At 68.5% G+C, this 13,571-nt stretch carries 8 protein-coding genes; 1 reads left to right on the top strand and 7 read right to left on the bottom strand.

Translation table 11 applies throughout. The annotated features are described in order from the left end of the window. Nucleotides 1-782, top strand: a 782-nt coding sequence (locus tag QR77_RS49340) for a citrate/2-methylcitrate synthase (protein WP_040025372.1), incomplete at its 5' end; no start/stop codon positions are given. A gap of 31 nt (nucleotides 783-813) precedes the next feature. Here QR77_RS49340 and QR77_RS31245 read toward each other — a convergent pair. From QR77_RS31245 to QR77_RS31215, 7 genes are all read right to left on the bottom strand, one after another. Continuing rightward, entirely contained in the window at nucleotides 814-2,538 is a 1,725-nt protein-coding gene (locus QR77_RS31245) for a glycosyl hydrolase family 28-related protein (protein ID WP_040025370.1), read from the bottom strand. Nucleotides 2,539-2,664: 126 nt separating this feature from the next. Beyond that, nucleotides 2,665-4,272, bottom strand: coding sequence for a glycoside hydrolase family 13 protein (locus QR77_RS31240; protein ID WP_040025368.1), 1,608 nt, complete (start codon nucleotides 4,270-4,272; stop codon nucleotides 2,665-2,667). Nucleotides 4,273-4,467: 195 nt separating this feature from the next. Beyond that, on the bottom strand, nucleotides 4,468-5,427 hold the full coding sequence (locus QR77_RS31235) for a carbohydrate ABC transporter permease (protein ID WP_040025365.1): 960 nt from the start codon (nucleotides 5,425-5,427) through the stop codon (nucleotides 4,468-4,470). Nucleotides 5,428-5,442: 15 nt separating this feature from the next. After that, entirely contained in the window at nucleotides 5,443-6,405 is a 963-nt protein-coding gene (locus tag QR77_RS31230) for a sugar ABC transporter permease (RefSeq protein ID WP_040025364.1), read from the bottom strand. Between the two features lie 7 nt (nucleotides 6,406-6,412). Next, nucleotides 6,413-7,762: an extracellular solute-binding protein gene (locus QR77_RS31225; RefSeq protein ID WP_040025363.1), complete on the bottom strand. Its 1,350-nt coding sequence runs from the start codon at nucleotides 7,760-7,762 to the stop codon at nucleotides 6,413-6,415. Nucleotides 7,763-8,174: 412 nt separating this feature from the next. Beyond that, entirely contained in the window at nucleotides 8,175-9,218 is a 1,044-nt protein-coding gene (locus tag QR77_RS31220) for a LacI family DNA-binding transcriptional regulator (protein WP_040025362.1), read from the bottom strand. Between the two features lie 110 nt (nucleotides 9,219-9,328). Then, the gene (locus tag QR77_RS31215) at nucleotides 9,329-13,549 is read right to left on the bottom strand and encodes a discoidin domain-containing protein (protein ID WP_052489168.1); all 4,221 of its coding nucleotides are present in this window, start codon (nucleotides 13,547-13,549) and stop codon (nucleotides 9,329-9,331) included. Between the last annotated feature and the right edge of the window lie 22 nt (nucleotides 13,550-13,571).

Raw genomic sequence — 13,571 nt, 5'->3', positions numbered from 1 at the left:
CCATCGCGGCGGCGGTCGCCGACCCGCTGCGTTTCGACCTCTCACGCGAGGCGGTGCTCGGAACGGCCCGGACGCTGATCCCGACCCTCGTCGACGCGCTTCCCAAGGCGGGCGAGCCCCGCGACGGGGACGGCAGTCTGGCCTGGCGGCTGTGGACCCGGCTGACGGCGCTGCCCGCCGGTGAGCCGGCCGTACGCGCCCTGGACACCGCGCTCTCCCTGCTCATCGACCACGACCTGGCGGCCTCCACACTCGCCGCCCGGGTCGCCGCCTCGGCGCGCGCCCATCCGTACGCCGTGGTCTCGGCGGGTCTCGGCGCGCTGGACGGACCGCTGCACGGCGCCGCCAGCGGCCTGGCCCACCGGATGCTCACCGAGGTCCTGGAGCGCGGCAGCGCGGCAGCCGTGGTGGCGGACCATCTGCGGGCGGGACGGCGGGTACCCGGACTCGGCCACCGGCTCTACCAGGGTCCCGACCCGCGCGCCGAGGCGCTGTTCGCTGTGTTGCGCGAGCTTCCCGGCGCCGGTCCCGTGCTGGAGGCGGCGCGCGAGGTGGAGGCGACCACGGCCCGCCATGTGAAGCTGCACGCCAATGTCGACCTGGCGCTGGCCGTCCTGTCGGTGACCGGCGCGATGGAGGCCGAGGCGGGCGAGACCGTCTTCGCTGTGGCCCGTACGGCGGGCTGGATCGCGCACGCGCTGGAGGAGTACGAGGAGCGCCCGCTGCGGATGCGCCCGAGCGGGCAGTACAACGGGCCCCGCCCGCCCCAGGAACTGCCCTGAGCGAACGGGGCCCGTGGCCCGACCCGCGGCCCTACTTGGGCTGCGGCCAGGTGTTGCAGTCGTTCCACTTCGCGGTCCAGCCGGAGTTGCCGCCGGCGTCGTTCACCGTGAAGGTGCCGCTGCCCGACGGGAACGGGCAGTTGTAGATTCCGGCGGCGCCGGCCGCCGACGCCTTCACATTGCTGATCTTCGCCGAGCCCGGCGTCTCGGCCTGGACCACCACAGTGCGGGCCTTGTTGATGGTGGCTCCGTCGATGTTCACGTTCTGGACGGCCTTGCCCGTACCGCTGCCGGACACGAACTCGAAGGCGCTGTACGGGCTGTCCGTGATCGTGGTGTTGGTGATGTTGACGGTCGCGCCGATGGCGCTGTCGTACGCGTCGACCCGCAGCGCGCCCATCGGGTGCCCCCAGTTGGGGTTGATCGCCCCGGTCCTGACGAGCGTGTTGCCGGAGACGGTGATGGTGCCGGCCAGCGGCGAGAACGGGTCGGCGAACTTCTGGTTGGAGATCGCGATCCCGCTGCCCAGCGCGTTGGTGTCCTGCACCAGGTTGTCCTTGACGGTGATGTCGGTACCGCCGTAGATCGCGATGCCGTTGGCCAGGTTCGGCTGGGAGATGGTGTTGTTGGAGAAGGTGCTGCCCGTGTCGGGCGAGTTGAGCGACCACATGGCGAGGCTGTCGTCCCCCTGGTTGCGCAGGAAGTTGCCGCGCACCTGCACGTTGTGGGCGCCGCCGTTGAGGTTGAGCCCGTCGGCCGTGGTGTCCAGGATGCGGTTGTTCTCCACCACGAGGTTGTCGTTGTCGCCCGTCAGCCACAGGCCGCACTTCAGGTGCTGGATCCACATGCCGGACACGGACGAGTTGGGACCGAGCGAGCCGTTGACGAAGTTGTCGGGGCTGCTGTCGACGCGCTCCGTGACCTCGCCGATGACGGCGAAGTCGTGGAGTCCCACCTTGCCCGCGCTGCCGCTCTGGTTGATGAAGCTGGAGCTGTGCACCACCGAGTACCAACTGCCGGCGCCCTTGAGCTGTACGTTCTCCACACCGCTCAGCGACGAGGTCAGTTTGTAGTCGCCCGGCGGGATCCAGACAGTGCCGCCCCTGGCCGCGCTGATGGCGTCGCGGAAGGCCTGCGTGGAGTCCCCGTTGCCGCTCGGGTCGGCGCCCTTGGAGACCACGGAGACCGATCCGGCGGGCGCCGTGGCCGCGCCCGCCACCTGCTCGAAGTCGGCGACGTCGATCGTCGCCTGGATGCTCGGCACGAGCTTCACCTTGGCGCCGGCCGGCAGGTTCTGGCCGAGCAGGAGCCTGGCGTTGTCGAACAGGTGGTGGGTCTTGGCCCCGACGATCCAGGAGGTGTCGACGTACGAGTACTTACTGGTGAGTGCGATCTTCTTGCCGGTGTCCTGGCCGTTGACGTACACGGCGAGGCTGCCCGACTGACCGTTGCCCACGTTGTACGAGACATTGACCGCGTTGGCCGCCCTGGGCAGCGTGAACTCCACGCTCTGGCCCGCCCCGAGCTGCACCGCCTGGCGTCCCGACGCCTCCGAGGCGAGCGAGCCCTGGGTGTAGTCGGGACCGATCTTGCCGCCGTTCGTGGTGGCGCTCTCCGCCTCGACCGAGGTGAAGGGGAGACTCGCGTCGGCCGTGGCCGCCGCGCTCGCCGTGGGGGCCACGAGGACGAGCCCTGTCGCACCGACCGCGACCGAGGTCGCGATGGCTACCGATATGTTCCTGACACGCTTCTTCATGTCGGGTCCTGCGCCTTCCGTGGGGGGAGGGTTTCAAGGAGGCCGGGGCCTCCGGCTCGCCGTGGGGGCGAGTGGTCGTGGGGATGAAGGATCGGCGGGACGGCCGAGGCGCCGGCCGGCGGGTTCCTACTGGCGCAGCCAGACCGCCGTGTCCTGCGGCAGAAGGCCGCCGTCGTCCAGCGGGCCGCTGGTGAGCAGGGTGCGCGCGCCCGCGGGGAGCGGGACGGGCTCGGCCGCGAAGTTGAGGACGCAGACCAGGCCGTCGCCCCGGCTGAAGGACAGCACGCCGGGAGCCGCTTCGAGCCAGCTCAGTCCGCCGTCGTGGAAGCCCGGCTCCGTACGGCGCAGCCGCAGCGCCTCGCGGTAGAGGGCGAGCATGGAGCCCGGGTCGTCCGCCTGGAGATCGGCGGCGTACGCGGCCCAGCCCTCGGGCTGCGGCAGCCACGGCTCGGCCGCCGAGCCGAACCCCGCGTACGGTGCCTCGGCCGTCCAGGGCAGCGGGACCCGGCAGCCGTCCCTGCCCGGGTCCACACCGCCGGAGCGCAGGTGCATCGGGTCCTGGATGCGGTCGCGTGGGATCTCCACCTCGGGAAGGCCGAGTTCCTCGCCCTGGTAGAGGTAGACGGCGCCGGGGAGCGCCAGCGAGAGCAGGGCCGCAGCGCGGGCGCGGCGCGTGCCGAGTTCCAGGTCGGTGGGGGTGCCGAAGACCTTGGCCGCGAACTCGAAGCCGGTCTCGGCCCGCCCGTAGCGGGTGACCGTACGGGTCACGTCGTGGTTGCAGAGCACCCAGGTGGCGGGAGCACCGACCGGCGCGTGCTCGGCGAGCGTCCGGTCGATCGCCGACCGCAGCAGGCCCTCGTCCCAGGGGCAGGTCAGGAAGGTGAAGTTGAAGGCCGTGTGCAGCTCGTCGGGGCGCAGGTAGCGGACGAAGCGCTCGGTGTCGGGCAGCCACACCTCGCCCACGAAGACGGCGTCGTACTCGTCGGCGATGGCACGCCAGGCGCGGTAGATGTCGTGCAGTTCGTCGAGGTCGACGTACGGGTGCGGATCGCGGCCCGCCGTGAAGTCGGGCAGCGCCGGGTCCTTCGTGAGCAGGGCCGCCGAGTCGATCCGTACGCCCGCCACTCCCCGCTCGAACCAGAAGCGCAGGATGTCCTCGTGCTCCTGGCGCACCGCGGGGTGGTCCCAGTTGAGGTCGGGCTGCTCGGGGGCGAAGAGGTGGAGGTACCACTCCCCGTCGTCGAGCCTGGTCCAGGGCGTGCCGCCGAACTCGCCGACCCAGTCGTTCGGGGGGATCTCGCCGTCGGCGCCGCGTCCGGTCCTGAAGTGGAAGAGAGCGCGCTCGGGGCTGCCCGATCCGGCGGCGAGCGCCGCCTTGAACCAGGCGTGCTGGTCCGAGACATGGTTCGGCACGATGTCGATGATCGTACGGATCCCCAGCTCACGCGCCTCGGCGATGAGCTTCTCGGCCTCGGCCAGGGTGCCGAAGGCGGGGTCGATGGCCCGGTAGTCCGCCACGTCGTAGCCGCCGTCGGCGAGCGGCGAGAGGTACCAGGGGGTGAACCACAGGGCGTCGACGCCCAGTTCGACGAGGTACGGCAGCCTGCCGCGCACACCGGCGAGATCGCCGGTACCGTCGCCGTCACCGTCGGCGAAGCTGCGTACGTAGACCTGGTAGATGGCGGCGTTCCGCCACCAGTTCCTGTCGGCGGGCTCCAGAGGGCTGCCTTCCATGCGGCGTTCCTTTCGACCTTGTGCGATGGCCTTCACGGCGGTGACTTCCGTGACGAGGCGAGGGTGGTTCGCGGGCTGCGCACCGCCGTCCCACAGCGGGGACAGAGATGGACGACGGCGGTGCGCAGGTTGTGCGGCCGGGGCCGGGGCGGCCGGGCGGCGCCGCCGCACGGGCGGCGGCGTCCCGGGCGGCGGTCAGCCCTTGGTCCCGCCGGCGCTGATGCCGGCGATGATGTGACGCTGGAACACGAGGAACATCGCGACCATCGGGATGCTCGCGATGACCATGGCGGCGATCAGCACCGACAGCGGGATGTTCTGGGAGAGCTGGACGAGGGCGACGCTGATGGGCTGTTTGTCGGTGTCGGAGAAGACCATCAGCGGCCAGAGGAAGTCCTGCCAGACCGCGACCAGCGCGAAGATGGACACGACGCCGAGCACCGGCCGTGACATGGGCAGCAGGATCGACCAGAGCGTACGGAGCTGTCCCGCGCCGTCGATCTCCGCGGCCTCCAGCACATCGCGCGGTATCTGGTCGAAGAACCGCTTGAGCAGGTAGAGGTTGAAGGCGTTGGCGACGGCCGGCAGCCAGATCCCCAGCGGGTCGTTGAGCAGACTCGTGTGGATCAGCGGCAGGTCGGCGATGGTCAGGTATTTGGGGACGACGAGCGCCTGGGCCGGGACCATCAGGGTGGCCAGGATGCCGCCCAGGATCACCTTCCCGAAGGCCGGCTTCAGCTTGGACAGGGCGTAGGCCGCCGCCGTGCAGAAGACGAGCTGGAGAATCCAGGCGCCGGCTGCCTGCACCACCGTGTTCCACAGGTGCGTGGGGAGGTCCATCAGATCCCACGCGTCGGTGTACGCGCTGATGTGCCAGGTCTTGGGGATCAGCGTCGGCGGTGTCTGGAGCAGTTCGTCCGGTGACTTCATGGCCCCCGAGACCATCCAGTACACGGGGAACAGGAACGCCAGCGCGAAGACGAGCACGACGGCGCCGAAGATGATCCAGTAGAAGGTCTTGCCCCGGGTGCTCGCGAGCGTGAGCGGTGAGACAAGCGTACGTACGGCGGTCCCCGCCTGTCGTTTACCGGGGGCCTCAGCGGCCTCGACGGGCGCCGGTGCTGCCTGCCGGGGAGGCGGCGCGATCTGGGTCATGGCGCTGCGCTCCTCTCAGTCGTCGGTGCGGGTGAACCGCAGGTAGAGGGCGGAGAAGAGGCCGAGGACGACCAGCAGCATGACGCTCAGTGCGCAGGCTCCGCCGAAGTTGTTGTAGAGGAACGCGTACTTGTAGATCAGGTAGAGGATCGTGACCGTGGAGCTCTCGGGGCCGCCCCCGGTGATCACGAAGGGCTCGGTGAAGACCTGCATGGTGGCGATGACCTGGAGCAGCATCAGCATCAGCATGATGAAGCGGGTCTGCGGGATCGTCACATGCCGTACGCGCTGCCAGATGTTGGCGCCGTCCAGCTCCGCCGCCTCGTACAGCTCACCGGGGATCCCCTGGAGCGCGGCGAGGTAGATCAGGGCCGTGCCGCCCATGTTGGCCCAGGTGGCGACGATGACGAGGGAGATCAGCGCGGTGTCGGAGCCGTTCGACCAGTTCGAGGTGGGCAGGTGCAGCGCGCCGAGCACCTCGTTGGCGAGGCCGGCGCCCGGATCGTAGAACCACTTCCACAGCAGGGCGCTGACCACCGGCGGGATCATCACCGGGAGGTAGACGACCACCCTGAAGAAGGCTCTGGCGTGGCGGAGTTCGTTGAGCACGAGCGCCATCAGGAACGGGACGGCGAAGCCGATCAGCAGGGCGATGGCCGTGAAGACGAGCGTGTTGCGCCAGGCCGTACCGAACTCCGGGTCCTGGAAGACCGCGGTGAAGTTGTCGGTTCCCACCCACTCCGGGGCCGAGCCAGGGGTGTACTTCTGGAAGGCGATGATCACCGCGCGGATCGCCGGATACCAGGAGAACAGCGCGAAGCAGAGCAGGCCGCCGAGCAGGAAGCCGTAGGCGCGCGCCTGATGGGAGAGCTTGCGGCGGAGGGGGCCTGGAGAGCCGCCCCCGCGGCCCGCCGGGCGCTTCCCCGAGTCGGGGGGAGGCGCTGCGGCGGACCGCTGAGGAGCCTGGGCAGTCGTCATCGCTACGTCAGCCTCGCGCCAGGATTCCGTCGATCTTCGTCTGGGCGTCCTTCAGGAGCCCGTCGATGTCCGCGTCCTTCTTGGTGAGGACGGCGGAGACCGCTCCGTCGAGGACGGAGTAGATCTGCTGGGCGTTCTTCGGCTCCAGCTTGAGGGTGAGCTGCTGGCTGCCGTCGAGGAAGGGCTGGTAGTTCTCGACCGGGACGTTGGCGTACTGCTTCTTCAGCGCCAGGTCCTTGCTGTCCGTGGCGCCGGTCCACAGGCGCGGCTCCGGCAGGCCGACGGGCGCCTTGTTCGCGCTGGCGCGCTTCCAGTTGTTGAGGCCTGAACCCGGGGTGTTGGTCTGGGCTTCGAGCCACTTCAGCCCGGCCTTGATCTGCTCCGGGGTGTCCTTCTTGTTGAACATGTAGCCGTCACCGCCGGCCAGGGTGCCCTTGCCGCCCGGCATCGGGGCGAGCGCGAGGTCCTCGTACTTGCCGCCCTTCTCCTTGACCAGGATCGGGATGTTGTCCGGGGCGGAGATGTACATGCCGAGCTTGCCGGCGCCCATCATCTGCTGGACGTCGTTCAGGATGAGCAACTGCTTGGTGCCCATCGAGTTGTCGCCCCAACGCATGTCCTTGAGGTTCTGGAGCACGGCCTTGCCCTCGGGGGTGTCGACGGTCGCCTTCTTGCCGTCGGGGGTGACCACGTCACCGCCCTGGGAGAACATCTCGGCGGTGAAGTGCCAGCCGCCCTGGTTCTGCGCGCTGTAGTCGGCGTAGCCCACGTAGCCCTTGCCGATGCCGGCGATCTTCTTCGCGGCGGCGCGGACCTCTTCCCAGGTGGCCGGGGGCTTGTTGGGGTCGAGACCGGCCTGTGCGAAGAGCTTCTTGTTGTAGAGCAGGCCCATCGAGTAGTTGGTGCGCGGGACGCCGTAGACCTTGCCGTCGACGGTGTAGACGTCGCGCAGCGACTGCTGGATGTCGCTGTAGCCCTTCATGTTCTTGACGTACGAGGTGATGTCGGCGGCCTGGTTGATGTCGACCACGTGCTTGGCGTCGGTGAAGTACGTGTAGAACACGTTCTCCATCTGGCCGCCGGCGAGCTTCGCGTCGAAGGTCTTGGGGTCCTGGCAGGGGAAGGCGTCACGGGCGACGATGTCGATCGTGGGGTTCGCCTTCTCGAACGCCGTGATGTCGTCCTCGAAGCTCTTGCGGTCGATCTTGGCACTCTTGGGAGGCTCGCAGTTCACGCTGATCTGCGTCTTGCCCCCCGCGGAGTCCTCACTGCCCGAGCCACAGGCGGCCAGTCCGGTAAGGGCAAGCGCGGAGGCTATCGCGGCGGTACACGTACGGCGGAGCGCGGGACTTCTCATCGGTGGGACCCCTCTTGGGCAGGAGCGTGGTGAAACCCACAGCCGCTCGCTGTGTGGCGGCGCTCACTCAACCACTAACTACGGATGTCCGCAATATGTCGCTCCGATTTCGCAAATACTTGACAGTTACCTGCATCGACCGATGGTGGTCCAGGGCCCCCGGCCCCTCGCTTTTCACCGCCTCCGGGGGGCAACTCGCCCTGCTTCGCGGGGATCCGGCCGACGTAGAGGATGCGGGCCCGATCCCGTAGACATCGACGCGTGATCACAGGGAGCACATCTCCCCCCATGGAGGGAAGACCGCCTCGGATGTTCGCCTTTTGCGAGGACCACATAAGAAAATTGCTGAGGCCACACCGATGTACGGCATGGCCTCAGCAATCGTCCGGACGCGGGAAGGGGTGACCGGGCGTCAGGTACGGGCGCCCGCCTCGGCGCGGATCGCGGCCGGCCGGGGGGCCTGCGCCGTCGAGCCCCGTACGACCAGCTCCGGCTCGAAGAGCAGCTCGCCGGGCGGTACGGCGCCGCCCTGGATCTGCGCGGTCAGCATCTCGACGGCGGCCCGCCCCATCGCCTCGATGGGCTGGCGGACGGTGGTCAGCGGGGGCTCGGTGCAGTTCATGAACGCGGAGTCGTCGAACCCGACGACCGACACCTCGCGCGGCACGTCAAGGCCGCGCCTGCGGGCCGCCCGTACGGCCCCCAGGGCCAGCGGGTCGCTCGCCGTGATGATGCCGGTGACCCCGCGGTCCAGCAGGCGCGAGGCGGCCGCCTGGCCGCCCTCCAGGGAGAACATGGCGCGCTCGATGTACTCGTCGGGGAGCTTCGCCTTCGCGGCCTTCGCCGTGGCGAGCGCGGCGGCGAGCTTGCGCCTGGACGGCACGTGGTCGGAGGGGCCGAGCACCAGCCCGATGCGCTCGTGGCCGAGCGAGGCGAGATGGCGCCAGGCCTGCTCCACGGCGACGGCGTCGTCGCAAGAGATGCAGGGGAAGTCGAGGTTCTCTATGGGCGCGTTGATCAGCACAACCGGAATCTTGCGCTCCGCAAGCTGCCTGTAGTGATCGTGCGGCGCGTCGGCCTGTGCGAAGAGACCCCCGGCGAAGACCACGCCCGACACCTGCTGCTGGAGCAGGAGTTCCACGTAGTCCGCCTCGGAGACGCCGCCCTTGGTCTGCGTACAGAGCACGGGGGTCAGGCCCTGCTGGGCCAGCGCCCCGCCGATCACCTCGGCGAACGCGGGGAAGATGGGGTTCTGCAACTCCGGCAGCACCAGTCCGACGAGCCGCGCGCGCTCGCCGCGGAGCTGTGTGGGCCGCTCGTAGCCGAGGACGTCCAGGGCGGTCAGCACGGACTGCCGCGTTGCCTGCGAGACCCCTGGCTTGCCGTTGAGCACCCGGCTGACCGTGGCCTCGCTGACCCCAACCTTTTTCGCCACTTGAGCAAGTCGTCGCGTCATACACGCAAGACTATCGCAAGCGCTGCAAGCGACTTGCTCAACCACGTAAAAGGAGCGGCAGGCACAGTGCCGGCCGGGGAATCCCGGCCGGCACTGTGTCGCCCGTGTTACTAGGGGTTGATGTTGATCTTCATGGTGGAGGTGGTGTTCTTCACGTCCTGAGCGTTGCCGCTGAGCTTCAGACCGTTGAAGGTGACCTCACCGACCGCCGGTCCCTGACCCGATTCGGGCATCTCGTTCGCCCAGAGCCCGAAGCCGGACTTCGCGTCGAACGCGTCGCCGCTCTTCTTGGCTCCCGAGATCGAGATGTCGGTCAGGATCGTGTCCTTGATCGGGAACTGCGGCTGGCCTCCCACGTAGTTGGTCTGGAACATGATGCCGCTGTAGGTCGGATCGACGATGTCGACGTTGTTGATCCGGATCCCCTGGAACACCTTCGAGGCGGAGAACAGCCAGATCCCCGGGAAGGTCTGCGAGCCCCAGAAGTGGCCGCCGGATCTGATGACCGAGACGTTCTCTATCGTCGTCGGCTCGGTCCCGAAGCCGTTCATCGCGTAACCGAAGTCCAGCGAGCTGACCGTGATGCCCGAGTACACGAGCGTGTCGGCGATCAGGATGTTCCGGAAGGTGTTCCGGTACCCGCCGTATACGGCCAGGCCCGCCGCGCGCCACACGAGCGATGCGGACAGGTTCTCGTAGACGTTGCCGTACATGTCGGCCCCGCCCGCGTCGATCGCCGAGAACAGCGCGAAGCTGTCGTCGCCGGTGGCGCGCGCGTCGTTGTTCACGACGTGGTTGTCCGTCGAGCCGTTGGTCATGTTGACCCCGTCGGCGAACGTGTCACGGATACGCGAGTTGCTGATGGTGATGCGGTCCGCGTTGGCGCCCCAGTAGAGGCAGACCGTGTGCTCGTTCCAGATGTTGTCGATGGTGATGTCGGTGACGTTCGACAGGTCGAAGACCTTGCCGGGACCGTCGATACGGGAGGTGTAGTTGCCGAAGTACGAGAAGTTCGTGAACGACGAACCCTTGGCGGCGGCCTCCACCCGGAAGCCGACGTCGGTGTTCTCCTGGGTGTCAGGAGCGTGGAACCTGGTGAACCAGGGCCCCGCGCCGACCACCTTCACGGGCTTGCCGTAGACCTGGAACTTGCTCGACGTCTGGTAGTCGCCGGCGGGCAGGTAGACACCGACGAGCTTGCCGGTGGTGTCCATCCGGACCTTGTCGATCGCGTTCTGCACGTCCTGCTGGGCGAATCCGGTCGGCACCGCGTAGGTGGCGGCGTCCGGGTTCGGGACCTGCGTGGCCAACTCCGTGTTGATGAAGTCGATCGCGTACTTGGACGTGTTGGCGGCGTCCTTCTGGAGCCTGATCTTCGCTCCGGCCGGGACGGTCTTGCCCAGCATGACGTTGGCCTCGTCGTAGATATGACGCGGTCCGCCGGAGCCGGGCGAGTTGTTCGGTCCTGTCTCGGCGCCGTACAGCCACGCGTACTTCGACGTGAGGTCGATCGCCTTGAGGAAGGTCCCGTCCACGTAGACGTTCAGCGTGGCGTCGGTGCCGCCACCGCCCGCCGAGTCCGGGATGGAGAAGCGGGTGACCAGCGTGTTGGTGCTGGCCCTGGTGGTGAACTCGACGTAGTTGCCGTTGTTGTTGAGGGTGACGGCCTTACGGCCGGACGCCTCACCGGCGAGGTCGCCGACGGTCCTGTTCGGGCCGATGACCTGCGCGCCGCCACCGGCGACGCCGTCCTCGGCCTCGTACATGTCGTACGGCATGTTGGCGCCGCGACCGACGAAGAAGGACTGCGTGCTGGTGTTGTTCGTGCGCTTGACCGGCAGTTCGTTGGCGTCGTCGGCGATGACGACCTTGAGGGAGTACGAACCGTTCGCCGCCGCCCAGGTGCCGAGGCCCACGGTCCCGGAGGTGGCGCCGGGCGCGATGGCGCCGGTGTAGGCACCGGTCAGGGTCTTGACCGTGGCACCGCTCTCGTCCAGCACGGACAGCGTGATGCCGTGGCTGCCGGCCGCCGAGGCGATGGTGCCCTGGTTCTTGATCGCCGCCGAGAAGGTGACGGTCTCACCGGCCGCGGGCGCGGAGGGTGAGGTGGCGACATTGACGGCGACCAGGTCCGAGCTGGAGACCGGCTTCACCACGAGCGAGGTGCCGCTCGTGAAGGAGTTGTTGGTCTCGTTCTGCTCGATGACCGTGTTGCCCGGGTCGGCGACGGCACTCAGCTCGTACGTCCCCGCGTCACGCGCGCCGATGTTGGCGGTGACGTTGGCCGAGGCTCCGGCCGCGAGGGCGCCCACGTTCGCCGTGCCCACCTTCGTACCCGAGAGGCGGAACTCGACGGTGCTGGCCGGTGCGGCGACGGCTCCCGCGTTGCGTACGGTGCCCGACAGGGTGACCGCGTCCGACTCGACGGGCGCCGAGGGGGACGCGCTGAGCGCCGTGACCTGGAGGTCCGGGTTGGGCGCCGGGGTGCCCAGCACCTGGAACTCCGCCACCTGACCCGCGCTCGAACCGGTGTTGGAGGCGAACTTGAGCTGGACGTCGGCGACCCGCGCACCCACCGGGATGGTCACGGAGTTACCGCTCGCCGGGCTGAAGGCGTAGTCCTTGGCCGCGGCCAGGGACGTGAAGCCGGTGGCACTCTGCTCACGTCCGAGCACCTGGATGTTCTGGGTGCGCGCTCCCCAACTGCTGTCGGGGTTGAGCTTGACCACGACGCTGTCGGTGTCGGCGTTGGCGCCGAGCTTCACCGTCAGCGTGTTGGGGTAGGTGCCGCCCGCCGCCTCCCAGTAGGTCGACACGCTGTTGTCGACGGCGTTCTCCGCGACGAAGGTGAAGACGGAGGAGGAAGCGGTGACGGGCTTGCCGACGGCCAGGTTGGAGGCCGAGCCCGTACTGCCGTTCCTGGTGACCGTGTTGCTGTTGCCGGACTTGTTGCCCGCGGCGTCCTTGGCCTGTACGTAGTACGAGACCGTGGTGCCCGCCGACTGGGTGTCCGTGTACGTCAGCACGGTGCCGGCGACACTGCCGCGCAGCACGTTGTTGGCGTAGACGTCGTAGCCGGTGACGCCCTTGTTGTCCGTCGACGCGGACCAGGTCAGCTTGATCTGGCCGGACGCGGGCTCGGTGAAGGCGAGGTTCCCGGGGACCGTCGGCGCCGTGGTGTCGCCGGTGTCGCCCGCGCGGGTGACGCTGTTGCTGTTCCCCGACACATTGCCGGCCGCGTCCTTGGCCCGTACGAAGTACGTGACGTTCGCGCTGGTGGGCTGGGTGTCGGTGAAGCTGGTGACATTGCCGGCGACGCTGGTGCGCAGCTCGTTGTTGGCGTAGATGTCGTAGCCCGTGACGGCGGTGTTGTCCGTCGAGGGACGCCAGGCCAGCTTGATCTGGCCGGTGGCCGGCTGGGTGTACGTCAGCTCCGTCGGCGCGGTCGGCGCCTGGGTGTCACCGGTCTCGGGTCCGTAGACCTCGAACTCGGAGAGCTGGGCGCCGGGCTGGCCGGTGTTGGCCGTGATCAGCGCGCGCACATAGCGCTGGGTGGTGGTGTTGAAGGTGATCGTCACGGTGTTGCCGGAGGCGGGGTTGAACGTGTACGCCTTCGACGCCGTCACATCGGTGAAGGTGGAGCCGTTCGCCGAGCCCTGGATCTTCAGCGTCTGGTCCCTGGAGCCCCAGCCGTCGGGCAGCTTCAGGACGACGCTGTTGACGCCGACCGACGAGCCCAGGTCGGCCTGGATCCACTGCGGGAAGGCGTTGTTGTTGCTCTCCCAGTAGCTGGCCTTGTTGCCGTCGTTGGCCTTGGACGCCGGGTAGACATCGGTGAAGCTGCTCGATGTGAGCGTCCGGCCGAGGGCGAGGTTGACCGAGGCCGCTGCCGCGGCGTGCACCTCCAGCTCGGAGAGCTGGGCCTTCTTGCCCGCCGAGTTGGACGTGATCTCGGCCCGTACGTACCGCGCCTTGGTGGCCGGGAAGGAGATGCTGACCTTGTTTCCGGCGCCCTCGCTGAAGGTGTAGGTCGCCGAGGACTTCAGCGTCTCGAAGCTGGTGCCGTCCTCGCTGCCCTGCACCGAGAGGGTCTGCTTCCTGCTCTTCCACCCTGCGGGGAGCTTCAGCGTCACCTCGTCCACGCGCTTGCCGGAGCCGAGGTCCGACTGCACCCACTGGGCGCCCTTGCCGGAGCCTTCCCAGTACGTCGACTGGTTGCCGTCGGTGACCAACTTGGCGTTCTTCGCACTGGCGTTCGCTGCCGCGGTCCGCCCCGCGGCGACGTTGGGACCGTCGGCCGCCGTAGCGGTCAGTGACGGCACGCCGATCATCAAAAGACTGGTGGTAGTGACG

This window comes from Streptomyces sp. 150FB, from assembly GCF_000818195.1.
Classification (GTDB): Bacteria; Actinomycetota; Actinomycetes; order Streptomycetales; family Streptomycetaceae; genus Streptomyces.
Note: the sequence above shows the minus strand (reverse complement) of the source record. Positions and strands in the feature narration are given on the sequence as shown.